Here is a 22180-nt window from a genome sequence, read left to right as displayed (position 1 = left end):
GCTCAATGAATTCTGATTTTGTCTGTTTCTACTTTTCAAAAAAGTAAAATCAAAACGAATTGACTATGTTAGTCACTCAGTTCAATTGAGACTCTAAATTTTTGTGCGTCATTCAGTAAAACTGAAATCCGCTGTTAGAACTCAATCTGTACGAGTGCCCACACAGATGATTGCTTCATATTTTTAAAGAACATATTCCGGTTACCCGGTGCGATAACTCGTTATCGCTGAGGGTTGTGCATTCTAATCACTTTCCTCTTTTTGTCAACACTCAGATTTAAAAGAAATAAAACTAAGTTTTATGTGACTCATCAACATGTTGTTTAGCGTTTTGTTTGCTGCCCGCCGCGTCGATGGATGCGCATTATAGGGAGATTCGAATTCAGCGCAAGCGCTTTTTATGATTTTTTTGAATTAATTTTTTACCCAACATGTCCTCACAATTGTCACACAAGTTACCCACAAAAACCTGTGGATAAGACAATAATACTTAGAGTTGAAAGCCGTCATGTGCTAAATTACGCCACCTTATTTACCCGTTCTGCTATATCTATAATAAGGGTCGTAATCCAATGGCTGACTTTTTTAACACAATAAGCGGCTTGCTGTGGGGTCATATACTTATATACCTATTAATTGCAGCAGGTGTTTTCTTTACCCTCCGACTGGGTTTCATTCAGTTCACTCAATTCCCGTATATGATTAAGGTCATGGCAAACAGCCGAAGTGGCGCCAAAGACGGTATCTCCTCCTTCCAGGCGTTTTGTACCTCACTCGCCGCACGGGTTGGTACCGGTAATATGGCAGGTGTTGCCGTTGCGCTTTATCTGGGCGGACCTGGTGCTATTTTTTGGATGTGGCTCATCGCCCTCATTGGTATGGCAACCAGTTTTGCTGAAAGCGCCCTGGCTCAGCTATATAAAACCAAAGACGATGATGGCAATTTCCGAGGTGGTCCTGCTTATTATATGGAGTATGGCCTGAATAAACGTTGGATGGGCGTGCTCTTCTCTTTATGTCTAATCCTGGCATTTGGCTTAGTGTTTAATGCCGTGCAAGCAAACTCAATTGCAGCAGCATTCGAAGTCGCCTTTGATGTACCCAAGTACGTAATGGGTCTTCTGTTAGTCTGTGGCTCTGCTTTTATTATCTTTGGTGGCCTTAAAACCATTGCCCGCTTTGCGGAGCTTGCAGTGCCTTTCATGGCAATCGCCTACTTATTACTGGCAATCATTGTATGCGCAATGAATGCAAGCCAGCTGCCTGACGTCTTTATGTTGGTCATTAACAGCGCGTTTGGTTTTGAACAAGCTGCGGGCGGTGCAATCGGTTATGCTGTGATGCAGGCGATGATCCAGGGGATAAAGCGTGGTCTGTTCTCAAATGAAGCCGGTATGGGTAGTGCAGCAAACGCCGCAGCAAGTGCAACGCCTAATCCGAATCACCCAGCTTCACAAGGCTACGTCCAGATGCTTGGCGTATTTGTTGATACTATTGTTATCTGTAGTGCCACAGCGGCACTTATTCTGTTATCGAACCAGCTCGTGCCAGAATCTGGCGTAACGGGTATTCAGCTAACACAGGCAGCACTGGTTGAGCATGTAGGTGACTGGGGCGCGATTTTTGTTGCCATCGCCATTCTGTTCTTTGCCTTTACTTCTATTGTTGCAAACTATAGCTATGCAGAAACCAACCTGTTGTTCCTTGAGCATAACCACCCTAAAGGCCTGTTTATATTCAGAGCCTGTGTGCTGGCTATGGTGATGTTTGGTGCTGTAGGTGAGCTTGGCCTGATCTGGACACTTGCCGATATTTCTATGGGCCTGATGGCGATTGTGAACGTGATTGCACTGTTTATGTTGTCTGGCATTGTTATCTGGCTTGCCAAAGACTACCGTAGCCAACTAAAACAAGGCAAAACCCCCGTTTTTGATCCTTCACAAAAACCTGAAGTATTAAAAACCCTGCCTAAAGGCATCTGGCACAAGTAATCTGTACGGGAGGTAGTCACCCGGCTACCTCCCCTTTTAACATTCTTCTGTAAGTCAACTGTTCAACAAACCTCCACCCAATCTCATTAAGTACAAATAACATTCAGTTGAAACAATTACTTATTGCCTTTCATCAAAAAATCATTATAGTGAAACCCAAGTCGGCATATAGCGCAGCTTGGTAGCGCACTGTCATGGGGTGTCAGGGGTCGCAGGTTCAAATCCTGCTATGCCGACCATTCTTCTCCCCCTCCAGTTAAATACATATTTTCGTTCTCTTCCTCTTTTAAAGTCCTGTACCACAACTGAAAATCAAACCTTATTACTTCACATTGTTGGTTCTTTAAACATAACTGCCATTGGCAAGCAGACTGTTATTACTCATGACAATTTTATCAATAGAGCAAATGCGGTCCTGTGACAACGCAAACTGAATGCATTCAAATACGTTACGGGCTGTCAGGTGCATATGTTCGGTGTGCGAGCGCGACTCATTCCACCTGGCTTCATCCAGCGGCGATGGATTGTCAAAGTTGGGGGGATAAATACTGATCACACGGACGCCCTGCCCCGCCAGACGATACCTGAGCCTGTCCGCAAAAGTAGACTGTGCCGCCTTTGCTGCGCTAAAAGCTTCATTGGCAAGCGAGTGCGGGTTGTTCTCAAGGCTGGCCGTACTGTTGATAAACAAGATGTCGGGAGTATCCGAGCGCTGTAAAAGGGGCAAAAATTTGCGTGTCATCAAAATACTGCCCGTGGCCGTTGAGTTAATGGTTTCAACAATGTGATCTTCCGATACCTCCAGTAAAGAGCCTGATAGCCAAAGCGAGGCGTTGTTGACCAAAATGTCGACTTTATCCGTGAGTGCTGCAACTCCTTCGGCAAACTGCGCAATTTCATTGGGCCTGGTAACATCTACCTGAAACGCACTCACTCGGGCATCGGGCACCACCTCAATGACCTGGGCGGCCGTTGCTTGAGCTTTTTCGAATGTTCTTGCTGACAAATATAACTCCGCACCCAGCTGAGCAAAGAGAATCGATAAGGTCAGACCAAAATCCGGGCTTGCTCCCGTAATTACAATTTTCTTGTTTTTAAACTGCATATAAACTTCCTGGTTAATATAGTAACGTCGACTTGTATCTTGCGGTGCTTGCTGATTTGGCAAACGCATTGACGGTAACACATGTAGGCTTTCTCTGACACACGTTCGCGGGCAGATTTGGAGACAAACTCAAAGCACTGGCCCTCTTAAGTGTGATAAGCAAAGGTTGTAGCTTTCACCAGGTCGCCTTATCTCTGTGCTCAATTGACCAAACACTGAGTGTGTAGCTCACCTTGGGTATTCTGTTTGCGCTGAAGTATTGTACCCGGCTTTTAACAGCTCATAGCAGCCAAACCAAAGCCCAAATTTCTGTGACTTAGCGCCAACAATACCGGATACTGAAGGAATGCCTATTTAGTGTGCAAACGACCTGTAAAGGTATTGCCTTTGTGATAAAAATCATTATAGTGACACCCAAGTCGGCATATAGCGCAGCTTGGTAGCGCACTGTCATGGGGTGTCAGGGGTCGCAGGTTCAAATCCTGCTATGCCGACCATTCTTCTCCCCCTCAGATTAAACACAATCATTCCTCTCTTTGATACCTCTGTTAGTCAGCATTCAGTCCCAGGTGACCCACGCTTTTGGTTTTCAGCAAATTTTACTTATCATCACCTGTTTCACTCATCATTCTTAACACGCCGCACTACCATTAAAAGAACGGTCGTGCTATAAATAGACATAAGGTAGCTGTGAGTAGTGTATGAGCAAAGGTAAACAAACCCGCGATAACATTTTGAATGTGGCATTCAGGTTAGCCAGTGAAAATGGCCTAGAAAGCCTCACCATTGGTGAGTTAGCAAAGCAATGCGCTATGTCTAAAAGTGGCTTGTTTGCCCATTTTAATTCAAAAGAAAATTTGCAGGCGGCGGTAGTTGAATTTGCCAATGAGATATTTATACAACGGGTGATCGTGCCAGCCCGCTCAGATAACTGCAGCAATTATGAAGAGAAAATAAAGGCGCTGTTGCACCACTGGTTAAACTGGAATCAGTCGTTTCAGGGCAGCTGTATGTTTTTGGACGCCTGGCGAGAAAAGTGTGCTGATGAATCGGCCGCTCAGCAGGTGTTAAAGCAGGCAATTGCAAATTGGCTGACCTACTTACAGATACAGATAGGTAAAGGTATAGAAAACCAAGAGTTTCGTGCCGATCTGCAACCAGAGCAAGCCACCTTTGAGCTATATGGCATGTACTTGAGTGCGCACTTATATCATTCAATGCATGGCCAGGCTGAAAGTACAGAGCGATTCTGGCAAGGCGTAGCACGTTTAATACAGAGCTGGAAAGTAAACCATTAAAGCGGTTTGAGTAAAGCAGACACAGGCTGAGTACTTTCAGCCTTTTTTTGAAGACATTAATAGCACGACCGTTCGTTTTAAACTCTAGAACTAAGGTGTTGTTTCGTGGAGGAACAGATATGAGTGATAAAATTTATTTTAAATCCGACAGCAGATTTAACTTCAAAAAGCATATGCTCAATGTGGCGACACGCGTGCACCACCGAATTGCGCCCGGGCACGCAGAAAAAACGGCAACTAAACTCCTGCTCACGCCAGTGAGAGCCAAGCCCAAGCATGCTGCCCCGGCAGATCTCATCGAAGGCAGTATCTCCTCAAAAGAAGGCTTGTTGAAAACCTATCGGGTTGGCAACGGGCCAGTCTGGGTATTAACCCATGGCTGGTCTGGCAGTGCGAACCAGTTTTTTCCGCTTATGCAACATATTGCTGCGCAAGGGTATACGGCGCTTGCATTTGATCATCCGGCGCACGGTAACAGCGAAGGCGAAGTCGGTCACCTGCCCGGCTTTGTATCCGGGCTTGAAGCCGTGCTTGATAGCCTGGATGAAACACAAGGCGTGATTGCACACAGCATGGGTTGCGCCGCCGCCATTGAGTGTCAGCATCCCAAACTAAGCAATAAACCGTTGTTATTGATTGCCCCTGTGCTGGATTACGTCAGTAACCTGTTTGGCAGTATTGAACGCTCAGGGTATTCAATGCGCCTGTTCCGTAGCGTAGTCAGTAAGGTCGAAAACGAGTACAACTACCCAATGGCATCGGTCGATCCGTTCGAGAAATTAAAAAACAGAACTGCACACTGTATTATTGTCCATGATCAACATGACAAGTTTGCGCAATTTACGGTGTCTAAACAGGCCGCTACACAAATGTGTCGGGTAAAACTTATCGAAACTCAGGGCCTGGGACATGGCAGGATATTGCAAAGCCAGCAAGCGAAAGATGCGTTTGATGCGCTGATAAGTTGACGGGTTTTGTTTACTTATGTGCCTCGCTATAGCACTGCAATAAAGCCCGGCTGAGGCCGGGCAAAATATTACCAATTAGCAAATATAGGCCGTAGGGCAAAATGCAGGGGCCGTGTAACACGCACCGTAGTCTTTACTATATGCACTTGCGCCACCAGCAATGTCTTTGGTTTGCTGTGCGTTTAAATTGTTATCTGTGCTCAGCGTTTTTAATTTAACCTTTTTCAGTTTCATGTTGTTTCCTGTTGTATTTCTCTATTGTTTAATCGAATGGTGATGACGGCAAGCTTGTATGGCTATGCTCACCGGTTAAACAATGCGCTGAAATTAGCAACAAAAAACAAGGCAACCAAGGCGATTTTTCGACCTTACTTTTTAGGCACTTGTTTTTTATCTTATTTATTCTATTGAAATTTTATCACTCAACCTTAAATGACAGCGCTAGACTTATGTACTATGCGCGCAGTCAGATTGTGTCTATATTTACAAGCAAAGATACCTACCGGTCAGTCAAAGAGCGTTTTAAAATAGTCCCACAGCCCTAAAGATTCATCCGCAAAAATATCTATCCCCAGCCAGGATTTAAGCAAATAGAGAACAACGAGTACCACACCGACCAAGATCACGCCCACTATCAGTAGGCTGATCAGGAACATAATGGCCGCTGTGATCCGCTCTGTATTGCTCAGGCTGCGTTTATTCACGCCGCCCAGGAGCACAATATAGAAACTCCAGGGCAAAAATGGCATCACCAGTGTTGGCCTGAAATCAATAGCATGGTTGTTCCAGCCGCGGGTATTAATGGCTTTATGCAAGGCTTTACGCTGTTTATAGCTAAAGCTCGCCGCAATCTCAGGATCCATCTTGCTCAGCAATTGCTTAACATGGGTATACTCTTGATTTGAGCGGTTCTGCGTCATTTAGCCTCCTTATCCGCCGCTTTGGGGTTACCTTGATTAGACGTGAGTAATTAAGTATAGAACCGAAGCAAGCGCGTTTGGACACGCTCAGCGCTATGGAAAAGTGTTCTGTTAAGTTTAGACGCAGACTAGGCGCTAGCAATAATTATGCAACTCTATTCGTTGTCATATTTTGAAGATTTACTATTGAGTAATACTCGGCTCGCAGGTGCCCGGGGTAACGGAGTTACTGCCAAATTATACCCCACTTAAAATTGATCTTAGTCACCGAAATAGCTACCCATTTCATATAAAATCATTACATTGAAACAGCTACTTACCACATGTTATTATTAGCCGTTTTTTATCAAACAATAGAAATAAAATAGGGAATTATTATGAAAAAGCACCTACTACTTCTTTCCTTGGTCAGCTCATACAGCTACGCCACACCGCAATATATTGACCTAAAAGAAGATACATTTCTCGATGGGCAACTAGACGCAGGTTACACCATGTCTAGCTCTGAACTACTGAGAGTCCAAGATGATTTTGTGCTTAAATCCGATACCAGTGTGACTAAGGGGCATTACCTTCACAATGACAATATGATCGAGTTTACGACAACCGATGGTGATATCAAGAAACACTACCTTGGTAAGTTCATGTCTAATGGGTTATATCAGGGTACCTGGTATAACAATAACCTAGAATCCGGCGACTTCCAGCTGATGTTGCAATCAGCTACAGGTGCTGATGGTCAGTCTTGTGACGAAGTAAAAATAAAAGATCCAATGGCACAATCAGGGATCCACACTGTCGAGCTTAGCCAAGATGGTATCCCAACATCTGTAGCCGTTTACTGTAATATGGAAATTGCTCAAGGTGGGTGGACACTGGTTAACACCCGTGAAAAGAATGGTGGAGCATCACACACTCGCACTCAGGAACTTACAGACCCGACAACTCAAAAAAACCACTATATTGATGTAGCTGTCTGGCAAGCACTAAAATCGAATGCCACGCAGATCATGATTACGGACGGAAACAACGACAACTATGTGGTGTTTGATATTGCACAGTTAGATACTGCAAATTGTCAGGTGCTGGTAGACGATCTGGCAAACACACCCGTTTTTCACTCGGAACCAGGTTGTACATATAAAGGCTCTGACTACACCTATCTAAGTAATCCAAATAACGGAACTTATTTCACAACCGTTACTGTTTACAATCTCGATTTTAAACCCACAGATCGCAGTGGTAAATATGGTACGGCAACGAGTGGTAAAATGTACTACTCACCAGAAAATATTCAAATTTACGTAAGATAAGCTATTCCCAGCTTAGTATGCGGGCAGTGAATACTGCCCGCACTTGCTCCTACAGACGTTGACATTGTGTTTAAGCGTTCCTGGCTAACACGCCTTGGGATCAGATAAATATGAACGTCGCACCTACATGTTAAAGTAACTTAAAGTCAATTTGTCACGCTAGGCAACACGCTCAGCGAAGACGACTTTAAAGCTTGCGCCGCCTTGCTCGTTTTTGCAGGTGACGGTGAGTTTGGCGTTGTGAAAATCTACGACCTCTTTAACGATAGACAAGCCTAACCCACTGCCAGTCAGGGTGGATTGTTCCTGCCGCCAGAAGCGCTCGAACAGGCGGTCGTAATATTGCGACTGGATCCCGGGGCCATTGTCGCTTACCTCCAGCTCAGTAGCTGTAACCTTGACCTGAATTTTGGCTTTGTCTTGTGAATGTTTTAGCGCGTTTTCGACCAGATTTTTGATCATGATATGTACCGCAGCTTTGTCTGCCAGGATCTGATCTGTGGCAGCGTCGGAGTCCAGGCTTAGCTCCTTGTCAAACTGCACTGCCAGTGGGGCCAGCATCATGCACACTTCCTGTGCCAGTGCTGATAAACTCACCGGGACTTTGTTGTACACCACAAAGTTTTGCGCACGAGAAAGGTCTAACAGTTGCTGTACCACGCGGGTCATGTAGGCTACGTCGTTGACGATTTCTTCGCGGATCTGGGGGGCAATCTCGGCCAGCTGAACTCGGGTATTGAGCACAGCAAGCGGGGTTTTCAGCTCATGCGCGGCGTTTGCAACAAACCGTTTTTGCTCATCAAAGCCGCCCTCAACCCGATCCATGGCCTGATTCAGCGAATTCACTATGGGCTGAATTTCATAAGGAAGTCCTTCGTTGCTGAGCCTGAAACTAAGCTGCTCGGGTTTGATCTGCTTTAACTGCCTCGCCACGGTTCTTACAGGTTGTACTACCGAACGCACCGACAAATATCCAACCAGCATAAACACGCCAAACGCTGCAAAAATGGTGATGGCTGTGACCCGGTTCAGCGCGGGGATAACCGCTTCGTTGGCAAGCTCAGTGATCAGGTCGTTACGTGCCATATCCACCCACAATGCCTGACCATTCAGCGTCAGCTCGGTGCGAAACCGATCAACACCGTCCAGGTGAGAGTAACCAATCGGAATGCTTTCGGTCAGTGCATTGAGCGCGGCTGAGCCTTGGTCGCTGTTAACGGACTGAAGCAGCACCACATTGTCAGCGGCCCGGATCACCCGAAACGCAAAATTATTGTACAGAGCGTCGTAGCCCCACTTTTCTACCACGCTCTCGGGAGCATAAACAAGCTGCTGTTGCTCAAAACGCAGGGCATCTGCCACATCTTCGCTCATCCCCATCATACTGAACTCAAGCGCCAGGTTGGCATAGTTCATTGAAAACAGGTGTAAGATCACACCAATACCGGTAAACACCACAGAGCCTATCAGTATAAAGTGCAGGTAAATCTTGCGGGCTAATGAGTTTTTGATGATCTTCATGCCAGTATATATCCTATGCCGCGGAGTGTTTTAATGGTCACGCCCGCTTGCGTGCCGTCGAGTTTTTTACGGATTCGGTGCACCGCCACCTGTAACGCGTTATCGGTCACTTCAAACCCCATGGCATAGATGGCATCGTACAGTGCATCTTTACCCACCGTCAGACCTACGTGGCGTAGCAGATATTCCAGGATAGCCACTTCGGTTTTGCCCATGGAGAGGTTTTCACCGTCTACAGTCACCCGGCGAGATTTTGGGTCAAGGGCGAGATTGCCATGAGATAACAAGGTGCCCGTGTACTGGCTGGGGCGACGCAACAAAGCACGCATTCGCGCCAGCAACTCACCGATGTCGAATGGCTTGTTGATATAATCATCTGCCCCCAGGTCCAGCCCGGCAATGCGATCATCAACACTGCCCCTTGCGGTCAAGATCAAAACGGGGATCGGGTTGTCTGCCCCGCGCAATGTGGCAATCACATCCAGCCCGTCTTTATCAGGCAGACCCAGGTCCAGAATAATAGCATCGTAGTGCCACAAGGCCATCTGATCATGTAGTGCACCGGCACTGGTCGCGATGTCGGCGGCATAGCCTTCTTTGCTCATGGCCTGCTGAATAAAGCTGGCCAGTTGCAGGTTATCTTCGGTGATCAAAATGCGCATACTACTCTCTCCTTTGTGCAACTTAGCTGTATTTTTCTCTTTATTCCGTGCATGTATTACTCAGACTCGGTCTGTACTCTGGCAACCCCTTGTTGCGCCTGGGCAACAACAAGCTCAGCAATACCGGGATGACCACCAACACCAGAATAGTCGACGTGAGCAACCCGCCAATCACAGCCCAGGCCAGCGGTGGCCACAATGGACTGCTCGCTGAGGTTAAGGGCAGCATACCCACTATGGTTGTGACAGAAGTCACTATAACAGGGCGGACCCGATTTTGTACCGATAAAACAATGGCCGCCTGAGTGTTCTGCCCGGCTTGTACGTATAACAAAGTGCCGTCGATCAATAAAATAGCATTATTCACTACGATCCCGGCCAGTGCCAAAATGCCCAGCACCGACATAAACCCGAATGGCACCTGCACCAGGCTCAGCATAGCGGGGGCACCAATGATGGCAAACGGGATACTCAGCATCACCAGTAAGGTTAAACGCAATGAGTTAAATTGTAGTATCAGGGCAATAAAGAGCAGCAGCGCGCCGAGCGGCAGAGTTTTAAACAGTGCACTGTTCGCCTCATCAGATTCCGCCATTTCACCGCCCAGCTCCAGCATAAGGCCATGGCGTTCAGCAATCTCTGTTAACGCCGGTGCAAGCTCTGTCAGTAATTCGGCCTCGTCCACGCCGGGTGCAACTTCGCTGATCAGTTTAACCACAGGCACTCCGTTTCTGCGCGCCAACACCGCCTGCTTGCCAAGTACCTGGGTATCTGCCAGTGCATGCACGGGCACCGCTTTATCAATTAAGGGCGTCAGTACGCCGGTATTCATCATATCCATGCTGTCATGGCTGGAATGTGGGTCGTACAATACAACCGACGTTGGTTCGTTGTTAAAGCTCACATGCGTCATGGTTAAGCCCGCACTGCGCCAGGCCAAATAGTCATTAAGCTGACGCTCAGTCAGACCAAACTGGCTGATACGCTGTTGATTAAACGCCATCCCCAACTGCGGCACGGCACCTGAGTATGCTTTACCAGGTTTGTCAAAGCGCGGATCGGCGTTGAGCACGGCAAAGACTTCTTCGCCAGCCTGGCGCAGTACGCCATAATCCTCGCCACTCAGCCACATGACTACCGTACTTTCCAGCGGCGGTCCCTGCCCCAGCTCTCGCGCACGAAGGACTACTTCTGGGTAATCTCGTTGCAAACGGGTATTTAGCTGCTTGACCAGCTGGCTCATGTCGGTATTTGCTTGTGCGCTTATCACCACCCGGCCAATATGGCTTTCATCTGGCTTTTGGGCAAGGTTGTAGTAAAACCGCGGACCGGAAAAACCACTGAAAACCAAAGTACGCTCGACGTTCATATGGGCATTGATGTCCTCTGCAATTCGGTTCAGCGTATTGGCCGTTAGCAATTTGTGGCTGCCCATGGGTAGCTCTACGTCTACTATGGCCTGATTCCGGTTGGTTTTTGGAAAGAATTCGCCCTCTGCCTGCGGCAGCGACATTAGCCCGGCACACAGCCCAAAGGCCGCAACCAGAGTCAGGGTTTTATGTTGCAGCGTAAACTGCGACAAAGCCAATGCCCCTTGCTCTAATTTGTGCTGCAGCCGCTGCTGCCAACGTGAGGCCTGAGATTTGCGCTCAGGAAAATAGCGATTAAGTAATGGCACTAGGGTAAGTGCAATAGCATAGCTGGCTACAATGCACAGAATAACCATCACTGGAATACTGGCGATAAAATCGGCGACACTGCCCTTGGCCATCAGCATAGGTAAAAAAGCGGCAACCGTGGTGACTGTTGCTGCGCATAACGGGCGCCACAGCTCAGTGATACTGTGTATAGCGCTTTGCAAGCGAGCTGCTCCAGATGACACGTGACGATTAAAGCGCTCAGCAACCACAATGCAGTTGTCGACCATCAGGCCTAACGACAGAATAAGCCCGGCAATCGTCATCTGGTGCAACACGCCATCCATAGCACTGAATGCCGCTACAGCCGTGAGTGTGATAACCACCACCGCAATACACACACTGGCGGCCCCGCTGGCAGACAAAAAAGCAAACAAAATAACGGCGATGGCAACCAGGCTTAGCATTAACGATTGCATCAGCGCATCTTTGCGCTTTTTGGCCCACTTCGGCTGGAACAACTCGACTCTCACAGCATCTGCACCATGGGTGTGGTTAAAGCGCTCAACCAGCTGGGTTACCTGTTCACCCGCCTGAGCAATGCGGATCCGATTAGGCACCAGGGTCACCGCGACCCCTACTTGTTGCCGGCCATTGACCCAAAAAGACTCGCGGGCTTGTGGATCGGTGCGATAGTGGATGTCTGCCAAAGTGGCCAGCGGTAATTGCTGACCCTGAGCCGTTGCAATGAGCGTGTTTTTTAGCTCAGCGACTGAATCAAGCTGAGCCACGGGAGATAGATTCAGATTCGCCCGGTCGTTGGTGACGCTGGCGACCGACTCTATGTTATTCGCCTCGGCAATGCGCTGCGCAATCTGTAGCGGTGTGATACCGGTTTGCAGCATAGATTGCTGTGCAAAAGCCACCGCCAGCTGCTGGCCCGGATCGCCCACCAACTGGGCATTGCGCACCGTACTGAGCGCCAGGAGTTGATCGCGCAGCGCAATGGCAAGTTGTCGCTCCTGTAGCAAATCTCCCCGGCTGCCAACTGACAAAAAAATCCCCTCGGTGTCCTGCACACGATCCAGGATAGCTATGGACAGCGACGGATTGCTCTGGCGAATTGGCGCAACACCTTCTTTGATCCTTTGCCAGACCTCATCCGTGTTGTACACAGTTTCTTTCAGTTCTATATCCAGCGACGCTGCGCCATGCTTAACCTGAGCGCTGTAGTTCTGGATTTCATCTATCTGTGCCAAAACGCGCTCCAGCGGGCGCACATAACGCTGTGCCAGTGATTGTGCTTCCAGACCACTGGCATTGAGCACAATCAGGCCATTGCGATAAGGAAAACTGGGATCTTCCTGTTCAGGGGCACTGAACCAACCTCCGATGCCGGCAAGACATAAGATGCAGACAAGGCCCAGGATCAGACGTGGGTTAACAAACCAGGGCGTGTTCATAACAACTTACTCCTTATCAAGTGTATGGCTTTGAGACAAGCGGCTATGTGCAAACACCAGAGCCGGTGAATCAAGCGGCTCTATACTGCTCACCAGAATATGATTTGCTCGCCCCGTCACAACCTGCACATGCTGGCGTTGTTCAGGGGTCGATTGCAGCACCACATAAGGCTGGCTGGCTTCGTCATAATGCAAAACACCGCCAGGTAACCGGTATAGCGGCTGATCTGACACTGGAATTTGTAACTGGGCATTGAGGCCCATCCAGCCTGGCTCAGGCGTTTCCAGTTGTACCTTGAGAAAAAAGAATGGAGAACGAGACCCCAGCGGCAGCGCACGTTCAACAACCTGGCCCTGAACAGTTTGCGCAAGCGCAGGCACAAACACCTCCACCTTCTGTTGCTCTGCCATGGTAAGCGCGATCTCTTCGGGGATGGCAAAACGCGCATGCAGCGCATCAGCCGCCTGAAAATTCAGAACCGTCTGCCCGGCCTTTGCATACTCTTTCTGGCGCACCAAAAGGTCGCTCACTACCCCGTCGAACGGGGCGCTGATGGTTAGCTCAGCAAGCTGATTACGTGCAGCATTCAGCTCAGCCTGTACCTTGTTTACCTGCTGATAAGCCATATCCAGATCGCGACTAAGCTTGTCCAGTTGCGACTGAGTTTGCAGGTTACGTTTTACCAGTGCTTCGGTGCGCTCAAACTCTGCGCGAGTATTTTTATACGCCGCATTGGCCCGCGAACGCTCCGCCTTTGCCTGCTCCAGTACGGCATTGGCCTCGGGGTCGTACAGTTCCATCAGTACGGTGCCGCGCGTTACAAACTGTCCGGCGCGCACCCAGAGCTTTTCTACCCTGCCCGATTTTAGCGCGGCTAGCTGAGTGTCTTCAGCCCCCTCTATCTGGCCGTAAAATACTTTTTTTGGTACATCCACCACCCGTTCAGGCAACACAGTGGTGGGATGAATAATGCCGGGCTGATTAGATTCAGCCTCAACATACGCTTCGCGCTGCTGATCCTGACAACCAAGCATGGCTACCAGACTCAGCAGGATAAGGGGTTTAGAAGACATAGACATACCCCAACAGCACTTGTGCACCACCAGATTGCTCAATCAGTGGAGAGTCTTTGATCTCACTTCCGTAAGCGGTGTAGTTCAAATCAGCCTTTATCATATGATTTTTGCCGAAAAACCAATCACTGGAGACACCCACCTCAAAGTTCATGCTGGCATCGCCGACATAAGCCATACGCCCTGCGCGCTGCTCGTTAGGCAAAACACCATAGTAATAGTCAACCAGATCTTCACTGAGATAACTGGCAGACACGTATGGCACAATGCGACCATCGCCCGCAGTAAACGGTATGCCATAGCTTACGCTTGCCTCATACCCTTCATGTGTGCTGGTCATATCGTGCATAAAAGAAAAGCCAAACTCGCCGATTTTAGTATCCAGCTCTCCTTCAAAACCAAAGTCAAAACTCATATCTCTGTCTTCCATTCCCAGGAAAATCTCTCCGTCGGCTTCTTCATAGCCATCCAGCCTCAACTGACCGACAAGCGACAGCTCAATATTGTCCTGCTGCCAGACTTTATAGTTGGCGCGCGGACCAAGTAATGAAAAGTTGCCATACTGAATAGCGAGGGCGGGCACCAAAATCGTTTCGTTTCCGACACCGGTGTAACCCTGATCCTGGGATACCACCGCCGCGCCAACGCCCCATTGAATACCCGGTTTTTGCTCATCAGCTAGGGCAGAAAAACTCATAAGTGCCAAAGAAATCAAAGAAATTGTTTTGTTCATGACTGTGCTCCATTTATTAAACTTATTGAGTCGGACAACCTGTTTGTCCGGGGTTAAGTAAAATTTAAGGGAACAAACTTTCTTGAAACTTACAGGATGGAAATTTTTGAAAAAGATGGAGCCTAGACTAAGTAGGCATTTGAATAGAGGCTAATTAGACAACTAGACATAAAGCTGTGATTGCCCATTGTTTAGACGCGCTTGCGCTTCAGTTCATGTAGGATAAGCGCTCAAGTAATGAACGCTTATCAAAATCTGACCTTTAAACCCTATTTTGTGTATAAAGACCTGAAGTTAGATACACCAGTGTAGATCGAACATTTATCATATCCACTGACAGTGACCGTCTTACCGGCTGCGTATGCAGCCATAATTAAACTCATGTAAGCTTTACCTGTCGAGGTAGATATATCCAAAACATAATCAAAATGCTCGTTAGTATGACATGATGGTTTCTGATTTATTGCTCCATCTACTTTAAAAAACAGCTTGTCGCCATAAACAGGCCCTGCTAGAAGTGAAGTGATCTTTCCTGTTTGATTAGATGCAGCAATAGATGCGCCGCTAAAAAGTATGCACGCAGCAAGTAAGTATTTCATGAGTAACTCCTATATAGATATTATTGTTAGTTTGAGAAATCATACACTTAAAAAGATTAAAAAATACAGTACCCGTGAAGTAATTTTACATTTCCAGCCTCACCAATGAGAAATATAAAACCGACAGGCTAGCATTAATATTCATGATAAATTATTCAACACAGCTATGTGGCCGATGCCTTTCTTCTTGATTACCGATAAAAACACAAAGCTTTTTAAGACTAAGAAAATACACTTTATTTGGTACCTTAAGAGCCAAAATAACCTATCTTAATTTTTTATTACGATGCCGAATCGATACTGTTAGCAATGGTTGAAATAAACTGGCCAGGGTTATCCAGGCCAATAAAAGCACTCTCGACCGCATCCTGCGGTACTTTCAATTCAATTTTGACATTCGGGTTACCAGAGTAATTGTAACGCTTAATATGCTGAGCTCTTGCTACATATTCATCATGCAGTTGTATGTTAGCGATATTGTTAAGTGGGATAATAAACGAGTGATAAAGACCATAGCGAATGACAAGCTCGTTACCAACCAAAGAAACAGGCCTGCGAGACACTGCGCGATACTCAGCGACAAAAAAGACCAGGCTAGCCAGGGTCAGTAAAGTAATAATATTTGCACCTAACGGCGACCAGACATAATGTAAAAACAGGTGCATGAGTGGCACCTCAAGTGCAATCAAAAAAATGAATCCCAGCAAGTTGCTCTTGGCTCCATCTTTTTGGTGGTAAGTAAAGTGCTGCCGACCATTAAAGCTCCCTGCTTTTATGCGCTTGGCAAAGAAGGCAAAGGTCCACATGCGTGTTTCGAAGGAAAAAACCTGTGCTAAAACAGTGTCACCCAGATACCTTTTTACCGCAGTGTCTATCGAGATATCCGGGTCCTCGTCTTTACCTATGGCAACCTTAATTGAGAAATACACCGTCATTACAGCTGCAATTTCCAGCGCTAAAATTGCCGCCATAACCAAATAACGACCGCTTTCAAGGTAGTTTAAGAGTAGCTTATTTTGTTCAGGAATTATGTAGCTAGCGACCCATATCGCTAAACACACCAATACAACGGCTTTTAAAATGGCTTGCTTATTATTCTTCACACACATAAAGCAAACAATGGGTAGCACAAGCAGCGCATCAAGAAGAAACAGCCATTCAAAATTTGCGTGTCCGTAGTCATTTAGCCAGCTATCTGATTGGTAATAGAACCCCCACGATATAGAAATACTCAACAAAAATAATAAGGGTATTTTTGACTTTATCGAATCATTCACTTACATATCCTTTTGATACAGTACATCAAGATTGACTCTGGCCACGCGTTATTTCTACACACAGGTCATAATTTGCAGGCGCAAAACTACTGCGCAATTACAGTGCAGCACAGCCGGACGCTGCAGCCTCGCTTACATGCCTTTTATGGGGAACTCGCCAAGGTCTGCTGCCGTGAAATTTGCTTTAAATGTAAAAGCAAAAGGCGTATCGCCGTTTTCACGCAAATGCTGAAGGCGTGACAAAGCTTCTTGTACGGTTGGTGTATGGCCATCTTCAACCCACCATAACACATAGCTATCTTCCGCCAGCCGATGAAACCATTCGCTTTTTCGACGCATGAAATCTCTATGGCCCGTGCGAAACATAAAGTTTTTGAGTGAGTCGGTATTTTCCCAAACAGACATGTTGACTATCATGTTTGGATCATCAAACAGCTTAATGCTGGTAGCATCGCCGCTATCGTCTTTTAAACGCCAGATAAAGCCTTCACTTTCTTCAGCTATACCATTCACTATATCTAGATTGTCTACAAACTCTTTAATTTCTGGCGCATCCAAAGGGTATTTGGCAAGCGCAATATTTAACTGTGCTAATTTCATGTTTTACTGTCCTTCGTTGATAAATGAATAATGCTTGTTATAAGCATGCTTAAAGGTCACACAAACTTACTTTATAAAACATAAGGCGCTATCAAAACAGCTAAAGTCCTGAATGCGCTGATGATGACTAACCCTATTACCTACAATTACAAGGTTGACTCCTAACACGTCACACGCTTTTAAGTCCCATTGAGCATCACCAAAATAAGTCACAGGAATATTTCCATTAAGATCAACTTCAGCTCTTGCCATTTCCATAATTTTGATACGAGAGTAATGATCATTAGAAGACATAATTACCAATTTTTCTATATCAAAGCCCGCAGATTCCAACTTAATTCTGGCCGTTTCTCCCCAGCCCCCCGTAGCAACGGAGACCATATACTTGTCACTACCCAAGAGATGTGACACAAAACCTTTGGCGCCCAGAGTCTCTTGAACTGGGGAAATTTCAATGGTTCGCTTAATATTTCGGATAAAGACAGGCTTAACTAGATTTTCTAACTCTTCGAGTGCGTAATGCGGGGCTTGTCGTTCAATAAAGGTTCTTAATATACCTCTATCAGTGACATCCGGATAGGTTTCCCAGTTGCTTAAAATCTCTAGCCCAGTTGTTTTATAAACCGCTTCAATAAAGCACTTCTCATCAAATTCGTATGATTGAATCAATGTTCCATCAATGTCTAGCATGACATGATGCATATAATTTCCCTATAGCTTATAACGCCTCAACCTGAGGAATCCCCAGATATTCATAATTAAAATCAATGTGATGGACACACGCGGCATTGTTTTTTCTAATTTATTGCGCCAAAAACCAAATAGATAGCAACACCATGTGTGATATCACCATCCTACAGAATATGCTCAAAAAAAACTGCCCAAAATTCATGCTCGGCGTCTTGATTCATTAATGCTGGCAACTGAGACTTTGCTCAATAGCAACCAACTCCCACTTACAGAGCTGGGCCGAACTATGAAGGACCCTATCGCTGCCAAACACAACATTAAACAAAAATATCATCAGACTTCCACCCCAACATAAAGCAACCATACCATAAAAGGTACAAGTTTAACTGGGTGTCTGCGCATTTCTTTCGGTGCACTTCTTTATAGCTTATCTTGGAGGTAGAACCTCATATTTTGGAACATCGTTAGGAAAGATTGCCCACACTGGTGCTGAAGACGCATATATCGACATTTTTGGAGTGAACTTATTGTCCTTTAATGACGTTGCCGATACAGAGTAAAAATTACCCGCTGCTACCTCTGCGCACAAAGCCGTGCTACAAGTACCACAGAATTGATAACGCACCTCTTTCCCTGAGTCTCCTAAACGGGTAAACGATGATGGTGTGCCTTTTGTAAAGGCAAAGTTTTCTGGCCGCACCCAAAGCCCAAACCATTTATCAGATCCAGTGAGCGCTTGACAGTCTTTGCAATAACAAAAAATAGCGTTGATTGGGTCGTTATCAAAACAAAATTCAATGTCGCCGCAACGGCAACTTCCAATGTGTTTTTCCATGTTATCTCCAATGTGGTTGATGCCAGAAATGGATAGGATGAATTCACATTCCTATGTACTTTCCCATCCAATGACCGGCTTCATCCTAAAGCAGATTTTATATATGATAAAGAACATATATAAAGATAGGAAAGCTTGCCCTTATGCCCTATACAAAGGATCACAAAAACAAAACCCGCGAAAAAATTCTTGATAGCGCCTTCAGACAATTTGTATTGAAAGGGTTTGAAGGCGTTACAATCGATGAGTTGATGAGCAATTGTGGACTTACCCGGGGCGCTTTTTATGCGCACTTTACGAGTAAAGCAGAGCTTTATCGTGAAGCATTAAATTTCGCTGCCAGTGGTACTAAGCTCGCCAACCTCAAACCTGAAGATTTATCAAATAAACAATGGCTCTGCATGTTGTTAAATGAATACCTAAGCCTGGATCACGTAAAAGGAAAGAATCCATGTCCGCTAGCCTTTTTAGTTACGGACATCAACATGAAGAATGACGAGGCAAATATAGCCTACGCCAATACTTTCTATGGTATGAATGCTGCAATTATGCAGTATGCAAAAAGCTATACGGAGTGTGATGAGCAAGATATTTTGTCGGTCACTGCAATGATTATTGGGGCAGTCGCTATAGCAAGAAAACTCCAGGATTTAGATTCGATTCATAGCCTACTGGAAGCTTGCAGACGAGAAGCTGGCGCAAAGTTGGGAGGAATATGACGCTGCCAGCATGGGCAGTGCTAGCTGGCGCAACATATGTTTCTAATTTTATTGCAGCTTGAGATATCTCCTATGGTTGGCCTCGTTATGTGTAGATCTACTTTCGAATGATCAAGTCACCACTACTGAACTGCACCTGCCGACCATCAAAAAGCACTTCTTCCCAATGCTCAGGTTGCGAAGATTCATGGTCACATACTGCGAGGTAGCCCGCGTGGATATTGCCCGATTCAGGTAAAACACTCACCAAAGACCCTGCATGTATCGCGAACTTTTCACATAATTCAAGCTGTCCTATCGATGCGCGAACTTGGATAATTTTCCCAAAGTGCTCCGCTTTTTCATCGATTGTCTCGAAAGATTTTCTGGCTTCTAACTCTTCTAAATACTGCTTCAACTTATCGATGGCTGGGTTCATGAATCTTCACACCTGACCTCCCGCATAAGCGGACCAAAATGCTTGGCTATATTACAAGGAACGAGCACAAGCCAAGCTTTTTGTGTCCGCTCCTTAACGCGCTTATTAGGCTACTATACCTGCATACTGTTCAGAAGCCATTACGGGGATAAACTCTGTAACCACGTAACTTACTGCACCACTAGCAACAAATGGGTCAGACTCTAACACTTCAATTAACGACTCTTTCGTTGGATGTGCTGAAACTAGGATACCGCCAGTTCTAGGCACTTTCCTGCCGCCGAACATCAATAAACCAGATTCATACTGCCCTGCCAAATATTTTTTGTGTCGCTCCGTCAACTCAGGAGTAATTCTACTCATATCAGTGAAATTCATGTCGACCAAGTACATAACTGCCTCGCTTTGTTAGATGATAAGCTGTAAAGTGCTATTTATTTCGTAGCAGACTATATCGCTACTTATTTAGTAGCGCAAGAATTATGAAAACACCACTACCAAAGAAAAGTGTTCGAGGCTCAAGTTCAGGTGTCGCCATTATGGCTGCATTCGATCTGCTCGGTACCAAATGGAACATGAGAATATTATGGGAGCTTAGGTCAAAACCCCTGAGTTTTAGGGGAATACAAAACCAGTGTAACGGAATGTCACCATCGGTTTTGAACAGTAGGATTAAACAACTATCAGAAGCAAGGCTCATTTACACTTCTGAGGAGGGTTACCAACTCACTGAGCTAGGTTACTCGCTTATGCAAACCCTTGATCCTTTGAGAGACTGGGCTACTTCTTGGGAAGATGCCCTGCAGCAGTAGCCTAACGCGACGCTAGCGGGCAGTGACGTAGCGGCATTATCGCGAAGTGCCGCTGCTTCACTGTCACAGTGTGGCACCTAGCGCTGCACGTGTTCAGTGCTTTGTATTGATAGTCAATCAATGGCAGGTAACAAGAACAGACAAGACTGGGGATCTTTGTTTTTCTGTAAGTTTTCCCGAAAAAGAGGCCTTAACTGCCTATGTCATTAAGATGGTCATTACATTGAACTCAATGCACAGAAAAGGAACAATGTGAGAAGCGCCAAATGCTGAAATTTAGCTATTGACGCCATAATCTCTTGTTATACGCGATGTACACTACAGTTAAAGCAACCGGGATTGGCATTGTGAATATGTATGTATTCAACCTCATGGTTTGAGAGCTGCTTTCTAATACCGGGCTCCAATTCAGAGCCTTGCAATATCTCCGCATGAATCATAATTTGCTGTTTATTATAAGCTCTTATGGAAAGCTGTCTTTGTCTTAAAATTTCAGGTATTTCGTTTATGTCCAGCTTTGCCTCTATAGCATTTTCTCGAACAAAAATCGGACCAGATGCGCGGTAAGGTGAATCAGCGTTATGATGTAAATAGGGCAATACTAAAACCCTTTCCCCTATATTTGCTTCTATCAATGACACCCTGCACGGGTAACCTGGGTTCGCATCGGCCGTTATCCATTTAGCATTGTGATTTTCCAATTCTTGCTCATTTAAATTCAAAAGTTCGGAAAAGCTGTGCTTATCAATCCCACTAATCTTGAAATCAGTCTTCATAGTCAATTACCTGCTGTCAAATTAAAAGCATGATTGTAGATACTCTGTATTTGTATACTCGCCACATTCGGAACTGAAGGTTCAATTATATTGCCTAACGCCAATAGAGAAGATGGCTGCACAGGCGGGTTCTGGGAGGCCGGTTTAAATCCCTGGCATTACTCGATTATGTCGCCCTGGCCACCAATATAGCTTACGTTTTTCTCAGCCCTATCCGGACCAAAGTAGTAATTACACCTGAAACTTCAGAATTTACCAATATCAAAAAATGCATTGAGCACGCCCAACATGGCAAACAAGCATAGAGCCTGCTGCGCTTTGCCGGCAACCCAAGACAAAATACAAATACCCTGATATCGCAGCTACAGCAGCGATCAAAAGCAACCCGACTATGATCTTGGCGATTATCTTCATGTACAGTCAACGCCTCAGTTAAAAGGCAAAATGTGGTTGGCTATAATGCGAATCGGAGCGAAACCAGTCAACTGAATTTTGTCCGCTTTCAAACTATTTGTTATGTTTATAACTCCGCTTTTGAGCGCCAAAACTCTGAATAGCTGCCTTCACCCCAGCACTCAATACGAATTGTTCCAAAATCTCGCTGTGTGTTTAACTCTTGAGATATGATTACCTTTTCCGATTGGAGTAAGTTAGAGATTAGATCTAGGTCGTCTAAGCCCTCAATTTCGATGTCTTTACACTCGTCATTACACTCCACTTGAAACCACAACTTTAAGTCGCCTTCGGCCCCCCTATGGCAGGATAGTTG

General features: G+C 46.0%; 23 protein-coding genes, 2 tRNA genes and 2 pseudogenes. 10 read left to right on the top strand and 17 right to left on the bottom strand.

All coding sequences use genetic code 11. The features are described from left to right. Positions 1-572 precede the first annotated feature (572 nt). Together TW77_RS23430 and TW77_RS23425 are read left to right on the top strand one after the other, a co-directional pair. The gene (locus tag TW77_RS23430) at positions 573-1991 is read left to right on the top strand and encodes an alanine/glycine:cation symporter family protein (protein WP_046007391.1); all 1419 of its coding nucleotides are present in this window, start codon (positions 573-575) and stop codon (positions 1989-1991) included. A gap of 162 nt (positions 1992-2153) precedes the next feature. Continuing rightward, positions 2154-2230: transfer RNA gene (locus TW77_RS23425), tRNA-Pro, on the top strand. A gap of 104 nt (positions 2231-2334) precedes the next feature. Here TW77_RS23425 and TW77_RS23420 read toward each other — a convergent pair. After that, positions 2335-3096, bottom strand: a complete 762-nt coding sequence (locus TW77_RS23420; protein ID WP_046007392.1) for an SDR family oxidoreductase — start codon at positions 3094-3096, stop codon at positions 2335-2337. 420 nt (positions 3097-3516) lie between these two features. Here TW77_RS23420 and TW77_RS23415 point away from each other — a divergent pair. From TW77_RS23415 to TW77_RS23405, 3 genes are all read left to right on the top strand, one after another. Further along, positions 3517-3593, top strand: a tRNA-Pro gene (locus TW77_RS23415). Between the two features lie 204 nt (positions 3594-3797). Next, positions 3798-4394 (top strand): TetR/AcrR family transcriptional regulator, encoded by a 597-nt coding sequence (locus TW77_RS23410; protein WP_046007390.1) that lies wholly within the window; start codon positions 3798-3800, stop codon positions 4392-4394. A 119-nt stretch (positions 4395-4513) separates the two neighbouring features. Continuing rightward, positions 4514-5362, top strand: coding sequence for an alpha/beta hydrolase (locus tag TW77_RS23405; RefSeq protein WP_046007389.1), 849 nt, complete (start codon positions 4514-4516; stop codon positions 5360-5362). Positions 5363-5437: 75 nt separating this feature from the next. Here the strand turns inward: TW77_RS23405 and TW77_RS25335 are convergent, their stop codons facing one another. Together TW77_RS25335 and TW77_RS23400 are read right to left on the bottom strand one after the other, a co-directional pair. Beyond that, positions 5438-5596, bottom strand: coding sequence for a hypothetical protein (locus TW77_RS25335; RefSeq protein ID WP_156158749.1), 159 nt, complete (start codon positions 5594-5596; stop codon positions 5438-5440). 272 nt (positions 5597-5868) lie between these two features. Beyond that, positions 5869-6282, bottom strand: coding sequence for a hypothetical protein (locus TW77_RS23400; protein WP_046007388.1), 414 nt, complete (start codon positions 6280-6282; stop codon positions 5869-5871). Between the two features lie 377 nt (positions 6283-6659). On the opposite strand from TW77_RS23400, the gene TW77_RS23395 reads away from it, so the two are divergent. Beyond that, a complete protein-coding gene (locus tag TW77_RS23395; RefSeq protein ID WP_046007387.1) occupies positions 6660-7595 on the top strand; it encodes a fibrinogen-like YCDxxxxGGGW domain-containing protein in 936 nt (311 codons plus the stop codon). A gap of 159 nt (positions 7596-7754) precedes the next feature. Here TW77_RS23395 and TW77_RS23390 read toward each other — a convergent pair whose 3' ends face one another. The 9 genes from TW77_RS23390 to TW77_RS23350 all read right to left on the bottom strand — a co-directional run bounded on the left by TW77_RS23390 (position 7755) and on the right by TW77_RS23350 (position 17863). Further along, positions 7755-9116, bottom strand: coding sequence for a sensor histidine kinase (locus TW77_RS23390; protein ID WP_046007386.1), 1362 nt, complete (start codon positions 9114-9116; stop codon positions 7755-7757). Then, positions 9113-9778: a response regulator gene (locus tag TW77_RS23385; RefSeq protein ID WP_046007385.1), complete on the bottom strand. Its 666-nt coding sequence runs from the start codon at positions 9776-9778 to the stop codon at positions 9113-9115. The genes TW77_RS23390 and TW77_RS23385 overlap by 4 nt, the downstream gene beginning before the upstream one ends. Positions 9779-9818: 40 nt before the next feature. Further along, positions 9819-12878: an efflux RND transporter permease subunit gene (locus TW77_RS23380; RefSeq protein ID WP_046007384.1), complete on the bottom strand. Its 3060-nt coding sequence runs from the start codon at positions 12876-12878 to the stop codon at positions 9819-9821. 6 nt (positions 12879-12884) lie between these two features. Further along, positions 12885-13952 (bottom strand): efflux RND transporter periplasmic adaptor subunit, encoded by a 1068-nt coding sequence (locus tag TW77_RS23375; RefSeq protein ID WP_046007383.1) that lies wholly within the window; start codon positions 13950-13952, stop codon positions 12885-12887. Beyond that, entirely contained in the window at positions 13942-14685 is a 744-nt protein-coding gene (locus TW77_RS23370) for a MipA/OmpV family protein (RefSeq protein WP_046007382.1), read from the bottom strand. The genes TW77_RS23375 and TW77_RS23370 overlap by 11 nt, the downstream gene beginning before the upstream one ends. A 269-nt stretch (positions 14686-14954) precedes the next feature. Continuing rightward, positions 14955-15284: a hypothetical protein gene (locus TW77_RS23365; RefSeq protein ID WP_046007381.1), complete on the bottom strand. Its 330-nt coding sequence runs from the start codon at positions 15282-15284 to the stop codon at positions 14955-14957. Positions 15285-15565: 281 nt separating this feature from the next. Then, entirely contained in the window at positions 15566-16255 is a 690-nt protein-coding gene (locus TW77_RS23360) for a hypothetical protein (protein WP_240479540.1), read from the bottom strand. A 438-nt stretch (positions 16256-16693) separates the two neighbouring features. Further along, positions 16694-17161, bottom strand: coding sequence for a DUF3291 domain-containing protein (locus TW77_RS23355; RefSeq protein WP_046007379.1), 468 nt, complete (start codon positions 17159-17161; stop codon positions 16694-16696). Positions 17162-17227: 66 nt separating this feature from the next. Then, entirely contained in the window at positions 17228-17863 is a 636-nt protein-coding gene (locus TW77_RS23350) for an HAD family hydrolase (protein ID WP_046007378.1), read from the bottom strand. Between the two features lie 134 nt (positions 17864-17997). Here TW77_RS23350 and TW77_RS25860 point away from each other — a divergent pair. Further along, a pseudogene (locus tag TW77_RS25860) lies at positions 17998-18176 on the top strand (IS4 family transposase); the annotation flags it as partial. 102 nt (positions 18177-18278) lie between these two features. Here TW77_RS25860 and TW77_RS24970 read toward each other — a convergent pair. Further along, on the bottom strand, positions 18279-18686 hold the full coding sequence (locus TW77_RS24970) for a GFA family protein (RefSeq protein ID WP_082079027.1): 408 nt from the start codon (positions 18684-18686) through the stop codon (positions 18279-18281). Positions 18687-18829: 143 nt separating this feature from the next. Between TW77_RS24970 and TW77_RS23340 the strand changes: the two genes are divergently transcribed. Then, positions 18830-19405: a TetR/AcrR family transcriptional regulator gene (locus TW77_RS23340; protein ID WP_046007376.1), complete on the top strand. Its 576-nt coding sequence runs from the start codon at positions 18830-18832 to the stop codon at positions 19403-19405. A 97-nt stretch (positions 19406-19502) separates the two neighbouring features. Here the strand turns inward: TW77_RS23340 and TW77_RS23335 are convergent, their stop codons facing one another. Together TW77_RS23335 and TW77_RS23330 are read right to left on the bottom strand one after the other, a co-directional pair. Continuing rightward, a complete protein-coding gene (locus tag TW77_RS23335; protein ID WP_046007375.1) occupies positions 19503-19823 on the bottom strand; it encodes a hypothetical protein in 321 nt (106 codons plus the stop codon). Between the two features lie 105 nt (positions 19824-19928). Continuing rightward, positions 19929-20201 carry a YciI family protein gene (locus TW77_RS23330; protein WP_240479539.1) on the bottom strand — a complete coding sequence of 91 codons (273 nt, stop codon included), beginning with the start codon at positions 20199-20201 and terminating at the stop codon, positions 19929-19931. Positions 20202-20305: 104 nt separating this feature from the next. Here TW77_RS23330 and TW77_RS23325 point away from each other — a divergent pair, with 104 nt between their 5' ends. Then, on the top strand, positions 20306-20635 hold the full coding sequence (locus tag TW77_RS23325) for a winged helix-turn-helix transcriptional regulator (RefSeq protein ID WP_046007373.1): 330 nt from the start codon (positions 20306-20308) through the stop codon (positions 20633-20635). Between the two features lie 302 nt (positions 20636-20937). Here TW77_RS23325 and TW77_RS23320 read toward each other — a convergent pair whose 3' ends face one another. Next, entirely contained in the window at positions 20938-21411 is a 474-nt protein-coding gene (locus TW77_RS23320) for a DUF1203 domain-containing protein (RefSeq protein ID WP_046007372.1), read from the bottom strand. Positions 21412-21498: 87 nt separating this feature from the next. Here TW77_RS23320 and TW77_RS25855 point away from each other — a divergent pair. Continuing rightward, positions 21499-21713 (top strand): annotated as a pseudogene (locus TW77_RS25855) (transposase); the annotation flags it as partial. A 218-nt stretch (positions 21714-21931) separates the two neighbouring features. Here the strand turns inward: TW77_RS25855 and TW77_RS25705 are convergent. Next, positions 21932-22180, bottom strand: a 249-nt coding sequence (locus tag TW77_RS25705) for a hypothetical protein (RefSeq protein ID WP_046007371.1), incomplete at its 5' end; no start/stop codon positions are given.

The organism is Pseudoalteromonas rubra (genome assembly GCF_000967655.1).
GTDB lineage: Bacteria > Pseudomonadota > Gammaproteobacteria > Enterobacterales > Alteromonadaceae > Pseudoalteromonas > Pseudoalteromonas rubra_A.
The sequence above is the reverse complement of the archived record's forward strand: the minus strand, read 5'-3'. Positions and strand labels throughout refer to the sequence as shown.

Coding starts and splice junctions, on each gene's coding strand:
- TW77_RS23430 (WP_046007391.1), top strand. CDS start 573: ATGGCTGACTTTTTTAACACAATAAGCGGCTTGCTGTGGGGTCATATA.
- TW77_RS23385 (WP_046007385.1), bottom strand. CDS start 9,778: ATGCGCATTTTGATCACCGAAGATAACCTGCAACTGGCCAGCTTTATT.
- TW77_RS23405 (WP_046007389.1), top strand. CDS start 4,514: ATGAGTGATAAAATTTATTTTAAATCCGACAGCAGATTTAACTTCAAA.
- TW77_RS24970 (WP_082079027.1), bottom strand. CDS start 18,686: ATGGAAAAACACATTGGAAGTTGCCGTTGCGGCGACATTGAATTTTGT.
- TW77_RS23340 (WP_046007376.1), top strand. CDS start 18,830: ATGCCCTATACAAAGGATCACAAAAACAAAACCCGCGAAAAAATTCTT.
- TW77_RS23335 (WP_046007375.1), bottom strand. CDS start 19,823: ATGAACCCAGCCATCGATAAGTTGAAGCAGTATTTAGAAGAGTTAGAA.
- TW77_RS23320 (WP_046007372.1), bottom strand. CDS start 21,411: ATGAAGACTGATTTCAAGATTAGTGGGATTGATAAGCACAGCTTTTCC.
- TW77_RS23355 (WP_046007379.1), bottom strand. CDS start 17,161: ATGAAATTAGCACAGTTAAATATTGCGCTTGCCAAATACCCTTTGGAT.
- TW77_RS23360 (WP_240479540.1), bottom strand. CDS start 16,255: ATGGCGGCAATTTTAGCGCTGGAAATTGCAGCTGTAATGACGGTGTAT.
- TW77_RS23400 (WP_046007388.1), bottom strand. CDS start 6,282: ATGACGCAGAACCGCTCAAATCAAGAGTATACCCATGTTAAGCAATTG.
- TW77_RS23370 (WP_046007382.1), bottom strand. CDS start 14,685: ATGAACAAAACAATTTCTTTGATTTCTTTGGCACTTATGAGTTTTTCT.
- TW77_RS23365 (WP_046007381.1), bottom strand. CDS start 15,284: ATGAAATACTTACTTGCTGCGTGCATACTTTTTAGCGGCGCATCTATT.
- TW77_RS23325 (WP_046007373.1), top strand. CDS start 20,306: ATGAAAACACCACTACCAAAGAAAAGTGTTCGAGGCTCAAGTTCAGGT.
- TW77_RS23380 (WP_046007384.1), bottom strand. CDS start 12,878: ATGAACACGCCCTGGTTTGTTAACCCACGTCTGATCCTGGGCCTTGTC.
- TW77_RS23420 (WP_046007392.1), bottom strand. CDS start 3,096: ATGCAGTTTAAAAACAAGAAAATTGTAATTACGGGAGCAAGCCCGGAT.
- TW77_RS25335 (WP_156158749.1), bottom strand. CDS start 5,596: ATGAAACTGAAAAAGGTTAAATTAAAAACGCTGAGCACAGATAACAAT.
- TW77_RS23390 (WP_046007386.1), bottom strand. CDS start 9,116: ATGAAGATCATCAAAAACTCATTAGCCCGCAAGATTTACCTGCACTTT.
- TW77_RS23395 (WP_046007387.1), top strand. CDS start 6,660: ATGAAAAAGCACCTACTACTTCTTTCCTTGGTCAGCTCATACAGCTAC.
- TW77_RS23375 (WP_046007383.1), bottom strand. CDS start 13,952: ATGTCTTCTAAACCCCTTATCCTGCTGAGTCTGGTAGCCATGCTTGGT.
- TW77_RS23410 (WP_046007390.1), top strand. CDS start 3,798: ATGAGCAAAGGTAAACAAACCCGCGATAACATTTTGAATGTGGCATTC.
- TW77_RS23350 (WP_046007378.1), bottom strand. CDS start 17,863: ATGCATCATGTCATGCTAGACATTGATGGAACATTGATTCAATCATAC.
- TW77_RS23330 (WP_240479539.1), bottom strand. CDS start 20,201: ATGAATTTCACTGATATGAGTAGAATTACTCCTGAGTTGACGGAGCGA.